15 protein-coding genes and 1 pseudogene are annotated in these 19371 nt (G+C 71.1%); 7 read left to right on the top strand and 9 right to left on the bottom strand.

The features are described from left to right. The first annotated feature begins 90 nt into the window (after positions 1 to 90). Positions 91 to 4071 carry a type VII secretion protein EccCa gene (gene eccCa / locus ACFP2T_RS04650; RefSeq protein ID WP_377417556.1) on the top strand — a complete coding sequence of 1327 codons (3981 nt, stop codon included), beginning with the start codon at positions 91 to 93 and terminating at the stop codon, positions 4069 to 4071. 199 nt (positions 4072 to 4270) lie between these two features. After that, positions 4271 to 5551 (top strand): type VII secretion-associated serine protease mycosin, encoded by a 1281-nt coding sequence (gene mycP / locus ACFP2T_RS04655; protein ID WP_377417922.1) that lies wholly within the window; start codon positions 4271 to 4273, stop codon positions 5549 to 5551. A gap of 16 nt (positions 5552 to 5567) precedes the next feature. Here mycP and ACFP2T_RS04660 read toward each other — a convergent pair whose 3' ends face one another. The 6 genes from ACFP2T_RS04660 to ACFP2T_RS04685 form a co-directional block, all read right to left on the bottom strand. Continuing rightward, positions 5568 to 6746, bottom strand: a complete 1179-nt coding sequence (locus ACFP2T_RS04660; RefSeq protein WP_377417558.1) for a MarP family serine protease — start codon at positions 6744 to 6746, stop codon at positions 5568 to 5570. A 101-nt stretch (positions 6747 to 6847) separates the two neighbouring features. Beyond that, on the bottom strand, positions 6848 to 7528 hold the full coding sequence (locus ACFP2T_RS04665) for an NUDIX hydrolase (protein WP_377417560.1): 681 nt from the start codon (positions 7526 to 7528) through the stop codon (positions 6848 to 6850). Next, entirely contained in the window at positions 7525 to 8154 is a 630-nt protein-coding gene (locus tag ACFP2T_RS04670) for a TlpA family protein disulfide reductase (RefSeq protein WP_377417562.1), read from the bottom strand. The genes ACFP2T_RS04665 and ACFP2T_RS04670 overlap by 4 nt, the downstream gene beginning before the upstream one ends. Next, complete coding sequence (gene nth / locus ACFP2T_RS04675) at positions 8151 to 8945, bottom strand: endonuclease III (protein ID WP_377417924.1); 795 nt, start codon at positions 8943 to 8945, stop codon at positions 8151 to 8153. Before nth ends, ACFP2T_RS04670 begins: the two co-directional genes overlap by 4 nt. A 149-nt stretch (positions 8946 to 9094) precedes the next feature. Then, complete coding sequence (locus ACFP2T_RS04680; RefSeq protein WP_377417564.1) at positions 9095 to 10291, bottom strand: CapA family protein; 1197 nt, start codon at positions 10289 to 10291, stop codon at positions 9095 to 9097. Positions 10292 to 10397: 106 nt separating this feature from the next. Continuing rightward, on the bottom strand, positions 10398 to 11126 hold the full coding sequence (locus ACFP2T_RS04685) for an adenosylcobinamide amidohydrolase (protein ID WP_377417566.1): 729 nt from the start codon (positions 11124 to 11126) through the stop codon (positions 10398 to 10400). A gap of 314 nt (positions 11127 to 11440) precedes the next feature. Here ACFP2T_RS04685 and ACFP2T_RS04690 point away from each other — a divergent pair, with 314 nt between their 5' ends. Then, complete coding sequence (locus ACFP2T_RS04690) at positions 11441 to 12118, top strand: Crp/Fnr family transcriptional regulator (RefSeq protein ID WP_192766500.1); 678 nt, start codon at positions 11441 to 11443, stop codon at positions 12116 to 12118. Positions 12119 to 12232: 114 nt separating this feature from the next. Continuing rightward, complete coding sequence (locus ACFP2T_RS04695; RefSeq protein WP_377417568.1) at positions 12233 to 12889, top strand: hypothetical protein; 657 nt, start codon at positions 12233 to 12235, stop codon at positions 12887 to 12889. Between the two features lie 376 nt (positions 12890 to 13265). Here the strand turns inward: ACFP2T_RS04695 and ACFP2T_RS04700 are convergent, their stop codons facing one another. The 3 genes from ACFP2T_RS04700 to ACFP2T_RS04710 form a co-directional block, all read right to left on the bottom strand. Then, positions 13266 to 14165, bottom strand: a complete 900-nt coding sequence (locus ACFP2T_RS04700; protein WP_377417570.1) for a tetratricopeptide repeat protein — start codon at positions 14163 to 14165, stop codon at positions 13266 to 13268. Between the two features lie 175 nt (positions 14166 to 14340). Then, positions 14341 to 16227 (bottom strand): SIR2 family protein, encoded by a 1887-nt coding sequence (locus tag ACFP2T_RS04705; protein ID WP_377417572.1) that lies wholly within the window; start codon positions 16225 to 16227, stop codon positions 14341 to 14343. Positions 16228 to 16348: 121 nt separating this feature from the next. Then, positions 16349 to 16906, bottom strand: coding sequence for an AAA family ATPase (locus tag ACFP2T_RS04710; protein WP_377417574.1), 558 nt, complete (start codon positions 16904 to 16906; stop codon positions 16349 to 16351). Positions 16907 to 17140: 234 nt separating this feature from the next. On the opposite strand from ACFP2T_RS04710, the gene ACFP2T_RS04715 reads away from it, so the two are divergent. The 3 genes and pseudogenes from ACFP2T_RS04715 to ACFP2T_RS04725 all read left to right on the top strand — a co-directional run. Further along, positions 17141 to 17665: a SigE family RNA polymerase sigma factor gene (locus ACFP2T_RS04715; RefSeq protein ID WP_377417576.1), complete on the top strand. Its 525-nt coding sequence runs from the start codon at positions 17141 to 17143 to the stop codon at positions 17663 to 17665. Then, positions 17662 to 18546 carry a hypothetical protein gene (locus ACFP2T_RS04720; RefSeq protein WP_377417578.1) on the top strand — a complete coding sequence of 295 codons (885 nt, stop codon included), beginning with the start codon at positions 17662 to 17664 and terminating at the stop codon, positions 18544 to 18546. Before ACFP2T_RS04715 ends, ACFP2T_RS04720 begins: the two co-directional genes overlap by 4 nt. Positions 18547 to 18697: 151 nt before the next feature. Then, positions 18698 to 19297 (top strand): annotated as a pseudogene (locus ACFP2T_RS04725) (TetR/AcrR family transcriptional regulator); the annotation flags it as partial. Positions 19298 to 19371 lie beyond the last annotated feature (74 nt).

A 19371-nucleotide genomic window follows, 5' to 3' on the forward strand; every position in this document is an offset into this window, starting at 1 on the left:
CGCCGGACGGGCCCGCAGGCTCGACACCGGGCCGCCGCCGGGCGACCGATTCCGGCGGGAACCCGCTGGTCGGCAGGGCGGAGGAGCACGGTGAGCACCGTCGTCATCAAGCGCCCTCCCCGGCGGCCGGCACCGGACATCCCGACCGGCGAACTGACCGTCGAGCCGCCACCCGAGATCCCCCAGGCCACCGGCAGCAAGTGGCAGCAGATGATGATGGTGCTGCCGATGCTCGGCGGCTCGGTCGCGATGGCGATGATGTTCGGCCGTGGCGGCGGCGCCTACTCGTACGTCGTCGGTGCGATGTTCGGCGTCTCCTCGCTGGCCATGGTGGCATCGTCCTGGGGCAGTTCGTCGGGAACACCTAAGAAGTCGGAAATGATGGCCGCCCGCCGCGAGTACCTCCGACACCTGGCCACGCTGCGGCGCCGGGTCCGGGAGACCGCGTCGAAACAGCGGTCGGGTCTCTTCTACCGGCATCCCGACCCGGCCCAGCTCTGGTCCACTGTGGGCAGCTACCGGGTCTGGGAGCGCCGCCCGAGCGACGGCGACTTCGGCGTGGTCCGGGTCGCGGTCGGCCCGCAGACCCTGGCCACCCCGCTCGTGCCGCCGGTGACCCGGCCGCTGGAGGACCTCGAACCGATGACGGCCGGCGCGCTGCGCCGGTTCCTCGACGCGTACTCGGTGGTGCCGGACCTGCCGGTGGCGCTCTCCATCCGCGGCTTCGCCCGGGTCTTCATCCGCAACGCGCCGGGCGGGCGGGACCAGTCCCGCGATCCGGCCGGCGGCGACCCCCAGGCGGTGGCCCGGGCGGTGCTCACCCAGCTCTCGGTCTTCCACGCGCCCGAAGAACTGCTGATCGCGATCTGCGCCGGTCCGGAACGGCGGGCCCGGTGGGAGTGGACCAAGTGGCTCCCGCACGTGCACCACCCGACCAGCACCGACGCGCTCGGCCCGGTACGCATGGTGGCCAGCTCGGCTGTCGAACTGGAAAAGCTCATCGACGACGTGGTCGGCAACCGTTCCCGGTTCAGCCTGTCCGGCCCGGCGACCGACGGTCCGCACGTGGTGATCGTGCTCGACGGCGGTGACCTCAACGGCGCCAGCTACCTGGCCGGCGACAGCGGCATCGACGCGGTGACGATCATCGACCTGGACAGTTCGCCGCCCCGGCTGCTCGACCGCGCCACGCTGGTCCTGGAGCTGACCGGTGGCCGGCTGAACACCTTCACGATGGACGGGCAGGCCGAGGTCGGCACCCCGGACCGGCTCAGCCTCGAAGAGGCCGAGGCGGTCGCCCGCCGGCTGGCGCCGCTCCGGCTCGCCGCCGCGACGAAGGGCTCCACCGACGCCCCGCTGGCCACCGAGATGACCCTCGGCGAACTGCTCGGCGTGGGCGACCCGGAGAACTTCAGTACGGCACAGGGCTGGGCCCCACGCCCCAACCGGGACAAGCTGCGGGTGCCGATCGGCGTGGGCGCCGACGGCGGCGCGATCGACCTGGACCTGAAGGAGTCGGCCCAGGACGGTATGGGCCCGCACGGCCTGCTCATCGGCGCCACCGGTTCCGGAAAGTCCGAGCTGCTGCGTACCCTCGTGCTCGGGCTGGCGGCGACGCACTCCTCTGAGGCGCTCAACTTCGTACTTGTCGACTTCAAGGGTGGCGCGACCTTCGCCTCGCTGGACCGGTTGCCGCACACCGCCGCGGTGATCACCAACCTGGCCGACGAACTGCCCCTGGTCGACCGGATGGTCGACGCGATCAACGGCGAGATGATCCGCCGGCAGGAGTTGCTCCGCAAGGCCGGCAACTACGCCAACCTGAAGGACTACGACAAGGCCCGGTCCGGCGGGGCGGCGCTCGCACCGCTCCCCTCGCTGCTGATCATCTGTGACGAGTTCTCCGAGCTGCTCAGCGCGAAGCCCGACTTCATCGACCTCTTCGTCCAGATCGGCCGGTTGGGCCGGTCGCTCGGCGTACACCTGCTGCTCGCCTCGCAGCGGTTGGAGGAGGGCCGGCTGCGCGGGCTGGACACCCACCTGTCGTACCGGATCGGTCTGCGGACCTTCTCGGCGCTGGAGTCCCGGGCCGTGCTCGGCGTGCCGGACGCGTACGAGCTGCCTCGGGCACCCGGACACGGCTACCTGAAGTTCGGCACCGAACCGCTGATCCGGTTCAAGGCGGCGTACGTCTCCGGCCCGTTCCAGAAGACCAGCGCGAGCGGCCCGGGTGCGCAGGGCTACACCGGTCCCCGGCTGCTGTCGTACTCCACCCACTTCGTGCCGGTCCCGAAGCCGGTGGTGCCGGCCACCCCGAAACCGGGACCGGAGGAGGCCACCGGGGAGAGCCTGCTCGACGTCATGGTGTCCCGACTGGTCGGGCAGGGCCCACCGGCCCACCAGGTGTGGCTGCCCCCGCTGTCCCAGGCAACGGCCCTGGACGAGATCCTCGGCCCGGTCATCACCGACCCGGCCCGTGGGCTCACCTTCGGCAACCCCGAACTGCACGGCGCCCTCCAGGTGCCGGTCGCCCTGATCGACAAGCCCTTCGAGCAACGACGTGACCTGCTGTGGCTGTCCCTGGAGGGTGGCGCCGGGCACGTCGCCATCGCCGGCGGGCCGCAGTCCGGCAAGTCGAGCCTGCTGCGGACCCTGGTCTGCGGCCTGGCCCTGACCCACACACCGGCCGAGGTCCAGGTCTACTGCCTCGACTTCGGTGGCGGATCGCTCGCCGCGCTGCGCGACCTGCCGCACGTCGGCGGGGTCGCCGGACGGTCCGAGGCGGCGGCGGTGCGGCGTACCGTCGGCGAGATCTCCACCCTGCTCAACGAGCGCGAGCAGCGGTTTGCCGAACTGGGCGTGGAGTCGATGCCGGCGTACCGCAAGCGGCGGGCCGCCGCGGGCGGGGTCGGGGTCGGCGCGGACCCGTTCGGTGACGTGTTCCTGGTCGTGGACGGCTGGCCCACCCTGCGGGGCGAGTACGACGACATGGAGCCGCTGATCACCGACATCGCCACCCGTGGCCTGTCGTACGGCGTGCACGTGATCGCCGCGGCGCCACGCTGGATGGACTTCCGGCCGGCGATCCGGGACCTGTTCGGGTCCCGGCTGGAGTTGCGGCTCGGTGACCCCACCGACTCGATCGTCTCGCGCAAGGCGGCGGCGAACGTGCCGGAGAAGTCGCCGGGTCGGGGCATCACCGCCGAGAGCCTGCACTTCCTGACCGTCCTGCCGGAGCTGTCCAGCTTGGGCGGCGGGCAGACTCAGGCACTGGTCAAGGCGGTGGCCGGCAACTGGGGTGGCGCGCCGGCGCCCCGGGTCCGGCTGCTCCCGCCGATCCTGCCGTACGCCGATCTGGACGTGGCCGGCGCGACCGGCCTGCGGCTGCCGATCGGCATCTCGGAGGCGGATCTCCAGCAGGTGGCAATCGACTTCGCCTCGGAGCCGCACTTCCTGCTCTTCGGCGACGCCGAGTGCGGCAAGTCGTCGTTCCTGCGTGCGCTGGCCATCTCGATCACCACCCGGTACACGCCGGAGCAGGCCCGGGTGATCCTGGTCGACTTCCGGCGCAGCCTGTTGGGCGTGGTCCAGTCCGACCACCTCATCGGGTACGGCACCGCCGCCGCCGCGACCAGCGAGCTGATCGAGTCGGTGGCCGGTTACATGCAGCGCCGGCTGCCCGGCCCGGACGTGACCCCGCAGCAGTTGCGGGACCGGTCCTGGTGGACCGGACCGGAGCTGTTCGTGCTGGTCGACGACTACGACCTGGTCGCCACCGGCCCGAACAACCCCCTGACGCCGCTGGTCGAGTACCTCCCGCAGGCCCGGGACGTCGGTCTGCACCTGGTGCTCACCCGGCGCTCGGGCGGTGCCTCGCGGTCGCTCTACGAGCCGATCATCCAGCGGCTCCGGGAACTCTCCTCGCCCGGTCTGGTGATGTCCGGAAGCAAGGACGAGGGTGCGCTGATCGGTTCGGTACGCCCCGGACCGATGCCGCCCGGCCGGGGCCGGCTGGTGACCCGGAAGGAAGGCATCCGGCTCGTGCAGCTCGGCTACCTGCCGCCCACCTGACGGCCCGGTTCGACCGGTGACCGCCCAAGGTCACCGGTCGGACGTGGGGGCGAGGTCAGCGGTCGGCGGGCGGTCCGTGAGCACATGGTTGGCGTTCCGACGAGGTCGTCGCGAAGTTTCGCCCCGCGACGGGGGTGAAACGGGGTAACCTCCGTGCATCATGTGTCTCCCGGGGTGAAATGGCCATGCTGTGACCAGGCTGCCGCATCAACAGGACCGCGCTGTCGCCCGGGTCGCCGGGACGGCGTTGCTCGCCACGGCCGGGCTCGCCAGCTCGCTGGTCGCCCCGGCGCCGGCAACCGCCGCCGTACCGGCGCGTCCGGTCAGTCTGCCCGTCGTCGCCGACGCGATCCGCGACAAGCAGTGGCAATTGGACATGTTCAACGCGAAGGCCGCCTGGCGGGTGTCGACCGGCAAGGGCGTGACGGTCGCGGTCATCGACTCCGGAGTCGACGCCTCACACGCCGACCTCGCCGGGCAGGTGTTGCCCGGAATCGACCTGGTCGACGGCACCGGCAACGGGCAGACCGACCCGGTCGGGCACGGCACCACGGTTGCCGGGCTGATCGCCGGGCGCAACGACGACACCCGGGGCGTCGCCGGCCTGGCTCCCAAAGCCAAGATCCTGCCGGTCCGGGTGCTCGACGAGGAGAACCGCTACGACGACGCCCTGATCGTCGCGAAGGGCGTGCGTTGGGCGGTCGACAACGGCGCCCAGGTGGTGAACCTGTCCCTGGGCGGCAGTGGGGACAGTCCCGCGCTGGCCGCCGCCCTCGACTACGCCTTCGCCCGGGACGTGGTCGTCGTCGCCTGTACCGGCAATCTGGGATCGTCGGCCGGCAAGCGTGTCTGGTATCCGGCCCGGGAGCCGGGCGTGGTCGCCGTGGCCGGTCTGGAACGGGAGAGCGACGCGCTCTGGTCGGGATCGATAACCGGCCCGGAGACGGTGCTCTCCGCGCCGGCAACGGGGCTTTCCGGTGCCCGTCCGGGCGGTTTCTGGCAGGTCCAGGGCACCAGCTTCGCCGCGCCGCTGGTGGCCGCCTCGGCGGCGCTGGTTCGGTCGCACTGGCCGAAGATGTCCGCCGGTGACGTGGTCAACCGGTTGATCAATACTGCCCGGGACGTCGGTCCGTCCGGTCGGGACGACCGGTTCGGCTTCGGCGTCGTCGATCCCGTCGCCGCACTGAACGGCGAGGTTTCCACCGTGCAGCGGAACCCGCTGGACGACGGAGAGGCGGCGCCCGCCGTCTCCGGGTTCGGATCGGCGCCCGGCCAGGAGCAGTCGCCGGAGCGGGCGGAGGACGGCTCCGGCACGGTGGGAACGGCGGCTTCCGGCCGCTCGGCGAACTGGTCGGCCGAGCCGGCGGGCAGTCCGATCCCCGGCTCCCGGAACGGTCTGTTCAGCAGCGGTCTGCTGTTCGTCGTGGTCGTCGCCGGGGGCGTCCTGCTGGTCCGCCGGCTGGGCCGCAAGGGCTCCTGACGGGGCCGATCCCTGTTCAGGTGCAGGATCCGGTACCGGTGACCCGGGTCCGCTCGACTCCGGCGGCCGCGGTCGACCGCGCCTCGTCGGCCGTCACCGCGAACCCGGTGTTCGGGTCGTCGGCCGCCGCCGCGAAGATCACGCCGAGCGCCTGGCCACCGGTGGTCACCAGTGGTCCGCCCGAGTTCCCGCTCCGGACCAGTCCCCGGATCGTGTAGATCTCCCGGTTGACCCGTCCCGACTCGTAGATGTCCGGACCGCTGATCTCGCCGACGTCCCGGATCCGGGCCGGCTGCGCGTTGTACGGGCCGTCCAGCGGAAAGCCGAGCACGATGGCGTCGTCCTCCACCTCCGCCTCCCTGGCCGCGAACGGCATGATCGGTGCGGACAGGTTCTGCACGAAGAGCACGGCCAGATCGCGGTCCGGGTCGTAGACGACCACCCGGGCGTTGTGCCGCTCGCCCGCCAGTTCGACGGAGACGCTCCGGGTCCCGGCGACCACGTGGGCGTTGGTCATCACCCGGTTCTCGGCGTACACGAAGCCGGACCCCTCGATCCGGCGGGAACAACTGGGCGCGTTGCCGAGCACCTTGACCACCGAGCGCCGGCCGTTCACCACGGCCTGGGAACCGGCGAGCGCCGGATCCGGCGAGGCCACCTCCCGGGATCGGGTCGGGGTCAGCCCGCCGAAGACGTCCGGGAAGCCGTTGGTGTCGACCGTGTCACGCAAGGCCCGGGAGAGCGCCTGGGCCTCCGGCGGCAGCACCCGGTCCACCACGGTCAGCAGCGCACTGTTGCGGACGGCGCTGGCGAGCCACGGCAGCGAGGACGATGCCAACGGTACGGCCACCAGCCACGCGACGAGCAGTACGGCGAGCAGCGAGACGACGGCGCCGCCGACGTCGTCCGCCCGCCGCCCCGCCTGGCTGGTGATCGCGTGCCGCAGATGCGAGCCGAGCCAGCCGGCGAGCGCCTGGCCGAGCACCGCCAGGCCGAAGATCGCGATCAGCGCGACCACGACCCGGGTCGAGTTGTTCGAGAACTGCTCCGCGAGCAGCGGGCCGACCTGCAACCCGATCAGCGCGCCACCGAAGAACCCGGTGAAGGAGAGCAGTCCGATGACGAAGCCCTGCCGGTAGCCGCTGATCGCGAACAGCAACATGAGCAGGATGAGGACGACATCCACCACCGACACCCGTCCAGGGTACGGGGACGACCTGAGAATGACGCCGCCACGACGGAGACAGCCGAATCACTTTCCGACCCGGTCGACCCGGCGGACGGTGGGTCGTTCTGTTACTCCGCCTCGTCGGCGCTCGCGTCGGGTGCCGGCGGAGGGCTGGTCGGCGGCAGTTCCAGTACCCGGTCCTGTGGCCAGGGCCGGGCCCAGCCGGCCATGTCGAGCAGCGCCGCCAGCACCCCGGCCGTGAAGCCCCAGACCAGCATGCCGCGGGCCTGGAAGGCCGGGCCGATCCACCCGCTGGGATGGCGTACCCGGACCCGGTTGGCCGGGTCGACCAGTTCGGTGATCGGCAGCCGGGCCACGTGCGCCACCTCGGCCGGCTCGCGGGGGTGCACCGGATGGGGCCGGTGCCACCAGGCCAGGACCGGGGTGACGACGAAGTCGCTGACCGGAATCCACAGCCGGGGTAGCTGGGCCAGCACGGTGACGCTGTCCCGGTCGAGGCCGACCTCCTCGTGTGCCTCCCGCAGCGCGGTCGCGGCGGCGTCGGAGTCCTCCGGGTCGCAGGCGCCACCGGGGAAGGCCGGTTGGCCGGCGTGGGTACGCAGGGTCGCCGCGCGTTGCAGGATCAGTACGTCCGGCCCGTGTGCCGGCTGTTCACCGAGCAGCACCAGTACGGCGCTGGCCCGCCCACCGTTGACCGGGGTACGCAGCCGGGTGAAGTCCTCGGTACGGGCCGACCGGACCCGGGTGAGTAGCGGCTCGCACCACGTCGGGAGTTCACGGTCGGTCACGACGACACCGCCACCCCCAGATGCTGTCGTACGAGGTCGGCCAGCTCCGCGTCGTCCAGCGCGCCCGTCTCGTCCCGGTGCCGGATCCGCCCCTCCCCGTCGACGAACAGCGTGATCGGCATTACCGCGCGCCCGAGTGCCAGCCGCAGCCGGTTGTCCGGATCGTAGAGGGTGGGAAACCGCAGCCCGAAGTCCTCCCCGATCGACTGCGCGGCGGACCGCCCGGTCTGGGTGCTCACTCCCACCACCCGCAGCTTGCCGGCGGTCCGCTCGGAGAGGCGTTGGAAGGCGGGGAGTTCCTTGCGGCACGGCCCGCACCAGGAGGCCCAGAGGTTGATCACGGCGGGCCCGCGCAGCGCGCCGACGGACACCTGCGTACCTCCGGTGAAGCAGGGCAGGTCCAGGGCCGGCAGCGGTTCGCCCGAGCCGGCTGCCGCCTTCGTATTGGCGGACGGGGACGGGGCCAACGGTGTGGTCAGGGTGCCGCAGTCCGCGAACGCCGTGGTGGTCGCGGCGGTCTGGCCGGTCGGCGCCGGGCGAGCCTCGGAGTCCGCGTCCGACCCGGTGCAGGCGGTGGCGAGCAGCAGCAGCGGCACGAGCGACCCGCCGAGCAGCAGTCGTTTCACGGTGCGTCCGAGACGACGGCGGTCGCCGGCACCAGATCGGGGTCGACCCCGGCCTGTACCGCCAGTTCGCGGGCCCGGGGGCCCTTGAGGAGTTTGGCGGCGGCCGCGGCCTCGGTCGGCCCGGTGCCGTACGACGGACAGACCTTGGCCAGCGTGCAGGCCCCGCAGGCGGGCTTGCGGGCGTGGCAGACCCGTCGGCCGTGGAAGATCACCCGGTGCGACAGCATCGTCCAGTCGCGCCGCTCGAACAGCGCCCCGACGGCGTGTTCGATCTTGACGGGGTCGGTCTCGGTGGTCAGCTCCCACCGGTGCATCAGGCGCTGGAAGTGGGTGTCGACGGTTATCCCGGGCACCCCGAAGGCGTTGCCGAGGATGACGTTGGCGGTCTTCCGGCCGATCCCGGGCAGTGTCACCAGGTCGACCAGCCGGCCCGGCACCTGGCCGTCGTACCGTTCGACGAGCTGCTGCCCGAGGTTGATCAGCGAGTTCGTCTTGTTCCGGAAGAACCCGGTCGGCCGGATCATCTCCTCCAGCTCGGCCCGGTCCGCCCCGGCGTAGTCGGCCGCCGTCGGATAGCGGAGGAACAGCTTGGGCGTCACCTCGTTGACCCGCTGGTCGGTGCACTGGGCGGAGAGGATGGTCGCCACGGCCAGTTGCAGCGGCCCGGAGTGGTTGAGCTCGCAGTGGGCGTCGGGGTGGGCCTCGGTCAGCAGCCGCCCGATCCGCCGGGCCCGCCGCTTTCGGCCAAGATCGGTTTCTACCGTACGGCGAGACGGCCGCGCGGCCCGGATCGCCTTGGTCGCCGCGCCGGGCGCCGTCACGACCCCGGTGTCGACGGAATCGTCTGTCGCACTCACGTCGGCCAGCCTACGTCGCGGCGACGACGGCGAGGTCCGGGAGCCGGACGAGGCCGAAGCACGGGACGCGTGCGGCCGGGTGGTCAGCTCGCGGCGGCCGAGGGCGAGATCTTGCCGTCGGCGGCGAGCTTCGCGCCGGTCTTCGGAAAGTCGGACTTGCCCAGGTCGCGTACCAGGCCCAGCGCGCGCTTCTGGCCGTCCATGGTCGGCTTGCCCGCATCGTTCATGTACGTCGAGATGAGCTGCCCGCCGGCCCAGCTGCCGTCGGAGGCGAGCGAGACCTTGAGGACCGCGCCCCAGCCGAGCCGACCGTCGTTGCTGAGCGTGCCGCCACCACCGGCGAAGTTCCCGAGGCTGTACGCGATCAGCCGGCCCTTGTAGAACTCCATCGCCCGCATCACGTGCGGCCCGTGGCCGACGATCAGATCGGCGCCCGCGTCGATCATCGAGCGCGAGAACTTGATCGGATCGCCCCGGTTCTCCCCGAGGAACAACTCGGTGCCCGGCCGGACCCGGGTCTTCTCGGAGCCCTCGCCGCCCATGTGCACCTGTACGACGACCAGGTCGGCCATTGTCGCGGCCTTCTGGATCACCTTCTTCGCCGAGGCGATGTCGGTCAGGCTGTTGGACCAGGGGTACGACGAGAAGCCCGCGACCGCCACCTTGACGCCCTCGACCTCGGCCACGGTGATCTGGTTCGGCGCGCCGGTGTGCTGGAGGTCGTACTTCTCCAGTGCGAGCTGGGTGTTCCGGTAGCCCGCCTTGCCGAAGTCGTACCCGTGGTTGTTCGCCTGGTTCAGCAGCTCGAAACCGGCTTCCTTCAGGTGCGCCGCGTAGGACGGCGGGGCCCGGAACTGGAAGCAGCGGGTCGAGTTGGCACCGCACTTCGAGGTGCCGGTGTCGTCGGTCAGCGGCTCCTCAAGGTTGCCCATCACCAGGTCGGCGGCGAGCGCCTTCTTGACCGAGTTGAAGAAGCCCTTACCGCCGCCCGAGGGCAGCCGGCCCGGGGCGTTGCCCATCACGATGTCCCCGGTGGCCGACATGGAGATGACCTTCGGCGCCGGCTTGCCGGTCGGCGACGGGTCGGCCGACGCGCTTCCGCTGGCGGCACCCGGCGTCTCCGGCGCGGCGGAGTCGTCGCCCATGACGTTGAACACCGCCACTCCGGCCACACCGGTACCCAGGAGCACCGTCAGGACCGCGGTGACGATGAGGAGGGTCCGGCCGGTGCGGCGTGGCGCCCGGCGGGACTTCGGCGGAGGTCGATTGGTGTCGTACATCGCCCGGTGACAGTACCGGGAGTGGGCAAGACGGGCGACCGCCGACAGGCCGGAATCTGCACCCCGATTTGCCAGCCGCCGTCAGCGGCTCAGCCGTCTGGCTCGGTCACCGGTCCGACCAGGGGACGCCGGGGATGGTGCCGCCGACCCGTACCGCCTGACATGCGGCTCGGGCCAGTGGGCCGCCCCAGCGGGAGCGCGGACCGCCGTACGGGGCGGCCGGGCCGTCGGGCGGGCAGAGCAGGGTCACCGCGTCGGTGGCGGTGCCGGTGGCCGGCAGACCCAGTTCCCGGAGCGCCTGGGCCTTCGCCTCGGCGACCGTGGCGACGGCGTTGACCAGTGCCGCGTCGCTCAACCGGACCGGCAGCAGCGCGACGATGTTGACGGTGCCGACCGGCCGCGCCGGCTCCATCTCCCCGGTGTCCGGCTGTATCTCCCTGGTGTCCGGCTGTGCGGCGTCCCGCTGCTCCGGCGCCGGAGCATGCTCCCGGTCGGGGGCGGCGGCCCAGATCGGGGCACCGAGGCCCACGGTGGCCCAGAGCCGGACACCGGTGTCGGTAGCGGTCACCACCTGGCCGACGTCGACGCCGGTGAGCAGGCCGATCCCGGGTCCGCGCAGGGCCAGCCGGTCGGCCAGCTCACCGAGGTGGACGTCGGGGTCGTCCCGGCGGTACGACATCGGCACGGTCGCGTTGACCACCCAGTGCCGTACGCCGATCCCGCCGCCGAGCGGAGCGGAGCTGATCGCCAGTACCGGGGCGGCGAGGCGCCAGACCAGTACCGGAATGTCCCGCCCGTCCTCGGTACGGAACGTCAACTGCGGCTCGGACGACACCGGTCGACCCTACGACCCGCCCGGCTGCCGATCGATTCCCCACCGGCCACCTGCCGTTTCCCGCCCGATCGCGGTTCCGCAGGCTGTCCGGGCCAGTATGATCCGGGCCGAGCCGGACTCGCCCGGCTGGTGACATGGCGGGTCGAACCGGGCGTACCCCCGCTCATCTGCTCTTACGCGCGTTCGACTCCGGATCAAGATTCCAGGGGCCACCTCCGATTACTCTTCACATGCGCCTAGACTTGGCGGCGCGCGGGGGATCACCGGCCACGAACCCTGGCCGGCGGGACGGCCCGCGTAGGCGGAGGTGCGCAATGGACGAGGTACTTGCCCGCAGCGGGATCTTCCAGGGCGTCGACCCGGAGGCTGCCGAGGCGCTCGCAAAGGACATGGAGACGATCGAGGTCCGTAAGGGCGAAATCGTCTTCAACGAGGGCGAGCCGGGCGACAGCCTTTATATCGTACTGAGCGGCAAGATCAAGGTTGGTCGGCGGGCCGCCGATGGGCGGCAGAACCTGATCGCCGTGATGGGCCCCTCGGACATGGTCGGCGAACTGTCGCTGTTCGACCCCGGTCCCCGTACGGCGACCGCCACCGCTGTGATCGACACCCGGCTCGCCCGGCTGCGCAAGCAGGCGCTGCGGCCGTGGCTGAACAACCGGCCGGAGATCGCCGAGCAGTTGCTGCGGGTACTCGCCCGCAGGCTGCGCCGGACGAACGACAACCTGGCCGACCTGATCTTCACCGACGTGCCCGGCCGGGTGGCGAAGAACCTGCTCCAGATGGCGGGCCGGTTCGGCACCCGGGACGGCGGCGTACTCCGGGTCACCCACGACCTGACCCAGGAGGAGATCGCCCAGCTCGTCGGCGCCTCCCGGGAGACCGTCAACAAGGCGCTGGCCGACTTCGCCTCGCGCGGCTGGCTGCGTCTGGACGGCAAGAGCATCATCATCCTCGACCCGGAGCGCCTGGCCCGGCGCGCCCGCGTTTGACCGAGCGCGTCCGACCGACCGTACCGACCTCCGAGGCTGCCGGCCGTGAAGCCGGCAGCCTCGTTCGTCGTCGGCTGACCCGAGCCGGTCAACGGCAGGTGGTTGGATGTGGTCGTGGATCAACCCGTTCTCGAGCGCGACGCCGATGACATCCGCGCGTACCTACGGGGCCGGGTCAACAGCGCGATCCGTCGCCTCGGCGTGTTCGGCGGCGAGGTCAGCCTGGTCCTGCTCGGCGAGGCGCTCGCGTACGCCTGTGGCCAGGAACAGCAGTGGGAGCGGCAACGAGCGGAGTTGAAGGACCGGGACGCGTTCTACCCGACGGGTGTGACGGGCGCGGCCCAGGACGTCCTCCGCCGCGACGACCGACCCGACGATGCCGTCGCCTCGGTCTACGCCGAACTCGCCCACCGCAACGGCTGGCTGAACCTTGATCGCACGCTGACCGTGGCCAAGTACGACCGGTTGAGTGAACAGATCGCGGCGATGTGCAAACGCGACTGGACCCTGACCGAGCTGACTCTGCGGCTGGGGGCACCGTCCGTGCTCTGCGGGGGCGGCAACCCGAGGTACCCTAGCTCCCTCGTCTACCTCGCCGAGGACCCCGAGCGACCCGCCGTCTGCCTGCACTTCTGGAACGGTGCCGACGAGCGCACCGGACAGTGGCCGAAATTCTCCGAGCCGATTCTGTTCGCCGTCCGCCACGGTCCGGGGCGCTTCCGGGAGTCCTTCACCTTCACCCCGGCCGGCAGCGCACACGTCCAGCGTTAGCAGCCGTTGTACGGCGGTCCTTCACGGGCCTCGGCGTCCGCCGCCGCGTCGGCGGTCCGGGCGGCGATGATCAGCGCGTGCCGGACCCTCGACTCGTTCCCGTCCGGGTCCGCCGACTCCCCGTTCGGCTACTCCACCGGGGCTGCGCCCGGAGCGTAGCCGCCGCGCTGACCGGCGTACGCCGTCGCTGGTCCGATCGCGTCGAGTACGGGACGGGGCCGCCGAGCCCATCGCAATCACCGATCGAGGGGAAGGCAGCACCGCACCGGCGGAGTGGACGCGACGCGCGGCCGTACCGTTGCCGACAGAGGTCGTGTCGTCGTGTCCAGTCACAGACGGTAGAAGTGACGTGACGGAAAATGATTGCGTCCTGCAATCAGCCGAGTTGGTGGTCCAGCCCGACGATTGCGGCGGCCCGGCGCATTGGCTTGCTGAGCGCGTTCTTCCTCGTCCTGCGTATGACCACCGCTATGGCATTCCGTACGGTCGGGCGCAGCCGGATGAACTGCGGCGCTATCGCCTCGGCGCGGAGGAACGCCGCAATCGCTTCCTCATCCCGCCGCTGACTGACCAGAGCCTGTCCGAGGTCCAGGTAGAAGGGCGCCTGACGGACCGCCAACGGAATCCGCTCGGGTACCACCGATGCCGCCCGTTCGATGGCCAGGCCCGGTTCGCCGAGTTCCAGTTGCACGGCCAACCGCCAGATCTCGACGTTGGTCGGCCCGAACGCGAATCGGGCGAGCCCCAGATTCTCCGGTTCACCCAGTGAATCGGCGGCGTCCCGTGCCTCCCGCAGATGGTCCCGAGCGTCGTCCGGACGCCGGTCCACAGCCGACCGCAGCGCGGCGTACAGGTGCAGCATGCCGTACGCCTGGCGCATGTTCGGATCACCGATGCTCGGCTGGAGGTCGTCAGCCATCCGCTGCGCGCGGGTGGTGGGCACGGTGGGCAACTCGGGAGGCAGGCTCAAGATCCGAATGAACTCCGCCGCGCCGATCCAGGCCGGATCCTCCACCTCTTCCGCCGCGAGGACCGCCAGCCGAGCGGCATCCCGAGCAAGATCGGGATATCCGAGGTGCTTGAGCGTGAACACGGCCACATGGCAGACCTGGATCAGGTCGGGGCCGGTCAGCCCCGCAAGCAGACCCGACAGGATGGGGGCGGCGGCGGCGAAGTCGTAGGCGCCGCCGGCCCGCATCAACTCCTCGACGCTGCCGACCGGCGACCGGCCCTCCCCCACCTCCCGCATGATCAGCGTTTCCCGGATCGCGGGCACGCTCGCCGATGAACAGTTCTTCGCCAATCGTGGCCGGCATCTGCTACTCCCGAGGAGGCTGGCCGGAGACCGCTGCCGCAGCCCGCCACCCTGGACGGTACTCCGGCGCCATGGGCGGCGCCGACCCGCGACTGGGAACGGCTAGACCGGCGGGGACGACCGCAGCGGACTCCGGCTATGGACCCGACCTGGGTTCCAGCAGCGGGCGGAGTCCGACGTTGTCCCGGAACCGGCCGGTCCAGTTCGAGATCAGGTCGAATCTCGACGTCGTGCTGTCCTTGAACGAGGTCGTCCAGGACCCACCGGCGAGGCTCAAGTCCCCGTAGGCCAGATCGCCGAGGACGACCTCGTAGACATTGCCGATCAGGTCCCGGACCGGCGCGCGGTCGCCGGGAAACACGCCCACCTCCAGTGGGTGGGCCGCGATCGCCCCGCCCGCGACGTACCGGAGGTGGGCGTGCCGGCCCCGCTCCGGGTCGGCGTCGCCCCACGGCCAACGCCCGGTGGTCGTCGCCGAGAGTCCCAGCCACTCGTCGGCGGTGGGGAGTCGCCACCGGCCGTGCTCACCGAACTGCTCGTTGAGCAGACGTACGATCTCGTCGATTTCGTGCCGCGACTTCAGGGTGTACGGGCGGATCGGGTGGGACTCGCACAGTGACTCATCCCGGCGGAGCATCCCGACCTGGTAGCGGGTCAGCGGGTACTTCGTGGCGGCCAGCGGAGCGCCGACCGACACCGTCATGGGCGGCATCGCCATCCCCGGATGGGCCCGTACCGAGGCGGCGAACCAGGCCAGGGATCTCAGGGTTACGTAACCGGCGTCGGCCGGGTTGTCGAGCGTTTCGAGCACGCCGTTCCGGGTTGCCTCCCGGGCCCGCTCGTCGGCGGCGGCGTACATCGCGGTGAGGATGTCCGCCGGCTTCTGCTGGCGCAGCGCCCGGGGGAGCAGCTGGCCGAGGAACACGTCGGGATAGCGGGTGAGCGTGCCCAGCAGCGTGCCGACCTTCGCCTCCTCCTTCGCCGCCGCCCACTGGAGCAGTGAGTTGAAGTACTGCCCGCGCTGGCCGTACCGCCGACGCGGCTCGTCGCTGAGGAACGACGCGTACGGCTGCACCTCCACCGCGTTCGCGATCGCCGTCACCACCTCGAACTCGGCCTCGTCGTCGAGGTCGGCCGGGACGGCGGCACTGGTCGCCCCGACGATCACCGTACGGTTGCTGGTGCCGATCTCGACTCTCCGCTCGACGGTCAGCGGCGAACATCGGAAGATCTCGTCGATCACCTCGGGCACCTGCGCGAAGTCGAGTACGGCGATCGGCATGATCCCGCTGCGGCGCAGCGCCGGCGAATTCGCGCGGATGGCGGCTATCGACATGATGGCGTACCCGCCCCGCCGGTAGGTCAGCTCGACCGACCGCAGCGACTCGTTGACGTCGTCGTCCGCGAAGCCGAAACCGATGAACAGGGGCCGCAGTTCGAGGACGCCCCAGAGTTTGCTCAGCCGGCCGTCCGCCAGGTAACCCTCGTCGTACGCCCGCTGCTCCAGGACCCAGGAGTCGGGGTCGTGCAACGTGCCGTGCACCTTTACCAGCACCGGTCCGGTACGCGCGGCTCCCCGCAGCAGGCGTTCGGCGTCCGGCTGGCTGCCGACGATGACGTTCTCCGGTCGAAGTGCCCGGCCGGCCAGCTCGAAGGATCGTTCGAGCGCGTAGTCCAGATTGGTGGTGAAGACGTGCCGGACGTTCGCCCCGACGATCGCCTGGTGCGCGAGACTCGTCTGCTGGTCGGAGGTGGAGAGCCACTGCTGCACGAGCGTTTCGTACGCCGAGACGCCTAGGCTCTGACGGAACCTGCCGAAGAGTTCGCCGGGCCGGTCGCCCGGTCGCTGCTCGACTCCGGAGGCCGCGCAGAGCCGGCCGACCAGGCCGCTCCAGGTCGGGGCGCCGAGCGGCACCGACAGGCCGGCCCCGACCACCGGTGCCAGGCGCCCGACGTCCCGCCGCGCCGCCTCGAGCGGAATTCGGAGGTACTGCTCGCGCTCGTCGTCCGTCAGTTCAGGCACCGCGGGCTCCTCGCCAACTCGGATCGCCGTCACTGTAGAACGCCGCCGTAACCGTTACCAGCGGTCGTGGGAGCCGACGACCGATCCCTGCGCCGAGACCGGCGTCCGGGCAAACTGCCCGTCAAGCGGACGACTGGATGAGACCCAGCAGCCGCTGGTACGTCTGCTCCACCTCCCCCTCCACGGAGGGCAGCACTCTCGTCATCGGCCGGGCGGCGACGACCCGCATCAACCGGTCGTACATCGCCGCCAGCTCGTCCAGTCCGCCGGGACGGTCCAGCAGCTCACCCGCCTCCACGTGAGCCGGTTCGGCCGCCGTACGGGTCCGCTTCTCGAATCGCCGAAGCGCGTTCTCCCTGCCGTCGAGCAACACCACCTCGTGGAACTCCGCACCAACATCCCGGGCAACCCGCTCGATCTCCTCGACGAACTTCAGATCGGCCACGAGCTGCGGAATCACCACGTCGTAGCTGGCCGCGACATGGGTCCGCGCGGCGGCGAGCGCGATCGCCCGGGCGAGCAGGCCCGCCGCGTACGCGTCCTCGCGCCACCGGCCGAGCAACCTCCGGACACAGTCGATATCGAGGTTGAGCGCGAGCGGGTGCTCGTCGACGTACCGCTGGGCGAGCGTCGACTTGCCGCAGGCCGGCGGCCCGTTGAGCAGGATCAGTCGCGGCACGCGGCAAGCTTATGAGCCATCGCCGGGCAGGACGCCGGCGACGTTCTGCGGACAGCCCCCGCCTTCACGGAACCCGCCCGTCCGACCCGGCCCCGGACCTGCCCCGGCTCACCGCCTCCGCCGACCTGACGACGTGACGGCGCGGCGCGAGGAGATCCTCACACGAGTATTCGGAGATGTCGCTCAACCTTCCCGCCCGACCCGTCGTCCTTGGTGGCGACGGAAGGAGAGCCCGTGCGCTGGAGAAAGAGCTTCGAGGGGTTGGACACCCTCGTGGCCGAACGGGGCAACGCCCTGCTCGCCACGGCTGTGTTGCTGACCGGCACCCGTCCGGCCGCCGAGGACCTGCTACAGGCGGGGTTGGAGCGGCTGATGCGGCGCTGGAACCGGGTGCACGGCGACAAGGAGGCGTACCTGCGCCGCGCGATGTACCACCTCGCGGTCGACCAGTGGCGGAGCCGCAAGCGACGGCCGGAGGTCCTGGCCAACGTGGAGCCGCCGAGCACGGCTGACGGTACGGACGTGCTGAACCTTCGACAGGCACTCATCCAGGCGCTGGCCACGCTACCGCCCCGGCAGCGGGCGGTGCTGGTACTGCGCTACTGGGAGCAGGTCAGCGAAGCGGAAGCCGCCGAGATGCTCGGATGCTCGATCGGCACCGTCAAGTCCACGGCCTCGCGGGGGTTGTCCCGCCTTCGCGAGGTCATGACTACCTGGGCGGTTGAAGACGCCCCGGCTCGGAATGGAGCAGGAAGATGACCATTGACATCGAAGAGCAGTTGATCGCGGGTATGCACCGGGAGACCGCCGGCGTCACGCTGACCTCGGACGTCGTCGGCGCGGCGAGGCGGCGGCACCAGCGTCGGACGGTTCTGCTGCGGGCGACGTACACCATGGGTGTGCTGGGCCTGGCCGGGGTGACCGCAGCGGTGCTGACGGTCGGCGGGAACGGGCAGGCCGGGCCGACGGCGGGCCCGCCACCGGTCACCAACGCCGCAGCGCCGCAATTGAAGCTGGTCGCGGCGGTCGCGGCCAGTGAGAACGTCAGCTACCGGATGCGGCTGACCACCGGCAACCAGTCCGGGCAGGGCGGACTGACCTACGAGGGGGCGTTCGACCCGAAGGCCAGGACCGGGTACGTCCGTGTGCCGCAGGACGACTCGGTGATGACCGAGCTGCTGATCAACGGCACCAGGTACATCGGCGGGGAACCGCCGCTGGGCGAACTGCCGCCCGACAAGGGACCCGGTGAGAAGTACGGCCGCTATGGCCAGTACCCGGGCAAGCACGACCGGCTGTCCCTCTACGGCGACGGGGACACCGTCCTGGATGCCGCGGCACCCGACCCGGCGGCGCTGTTCAAGGCGCTGAGGAGCGCGAACGCGACCATCAGCGAGAACCCTGACGGCAGCCTGCACTTCGAGTACGCCACGCAGTCCAAGGACGGCTCGAACACCACGTCCGGAGACGTCACCCGGGATGCCCAGGGCCGGGTCGGGAAGGTGGCCCTCAGCGGTACGTGGCAGTCGACGGCGAAGGGCCGACTCGACACCGGCACGTACACCGCGACCCTGGAGCTGTTCGACTACGGCGTCGAGGTGAAGGTGGAGCGCCCGACCGACGTCGTCATGGCCAGGTAGGTAGTTCGCTCCTGGACGACCACTGTCGTGGTCCCACGCATTCCATTGCCGAGCTGCCCGCGACCGGACGGTCACGGGCAGCTCGGTCTTCTCCCTACTCGAAGAAACAAGCAGGCTTGACTGTTTGTTTAGGGGCCGGCAGGCTGGGCTGGTGTCCGGCGCACCGACCCGTACGCCTCAGCAGGAGCGCAGCCGCGCCACCCAGACCCGGGTGCTGGAGGCCACTGTGGAGTGTCTGTTGGCGCTGGGCTGGTCCGGCACCACGACCATCGTGATCGCCCGCCGCGCGGGCGTGTCCCGGGGTGCCCAACTGCACCACTACCCGACCAAGAGCGCGCTGGTGATGGCGGCCGTCGAGCACCTGGCCGAACGCCGGGCCGCCGAGATCCGCGCCGAGGCGGCCACCCTGCCCGCCGGCCCCGAACGCCTCGACCGGGTGATCGACATGCTGGCCACGGCGTTCACCGGGCCGCTCTTCGTCGCCGCCCTGGAGCTGTGGGTCGCCGGGCGGACCGATCCGGAGCTACGGAACGCGCTGGTGCCGCTGGAGGCCCGGGTCGGCCGCGAGATGCACCGGCTCACCGTCGACCTGCTCGGCGCCGACGAACGGCAACCCGGGGTACGCGAAACCATCCAGGCCACCCTCGACCTGTTACGCGGACTCGGGGTGGCGAACCTGCTCTCCGACGACTCCGCCCGGCGTACCGTCCTGCTCGAGAACTGGAAACGGCACCTCGCCACGACCCTGGCTTCGACGCCGGCACCGTCCCGCGCCACACCGGAGCCCAGCGCCACACCGGAGCCCAGCGCCACCCCAGTGCCCAG

The organism is Plantactinospora solaniradicis (assembly GCF_042658085.1).
In the GTDB taxonomy this organism is placed as follows: domain Bacteria; phylum Actinomycetota; class Actinomycetes; order Mycobacteriales; family Micromonosporaceae; genus Plantactinospora; species Plantactinospora solaniradicis.

What these genes read in the sequence shown, in the direction of transcription:
- ACFP2T_RS04720 (WP_377417578.1), top strand. Translation starts at nt 17,662, where the DNA reads ATGACCATTGACATCGAAGAGCAGTTGATCGCGGGTATGCACCGGGAG.
- ACFP2T_RS04680 (WP_377417564.1), bottom strand. Translation starts at nt 10,291, where the DNA reads ATGTACGACACCAATCGACCTCCGCCGAAGTCCCGCCGGGCGCCACGC.
- ACFP2T_RS04690 (WP_192766500.1), top strand. Translation starts at nt 11,441, where the DNA reads ATGGACGAGGTACTTGCCCGCAGCGGGATCTTCCAGGGCGTCGACCCG.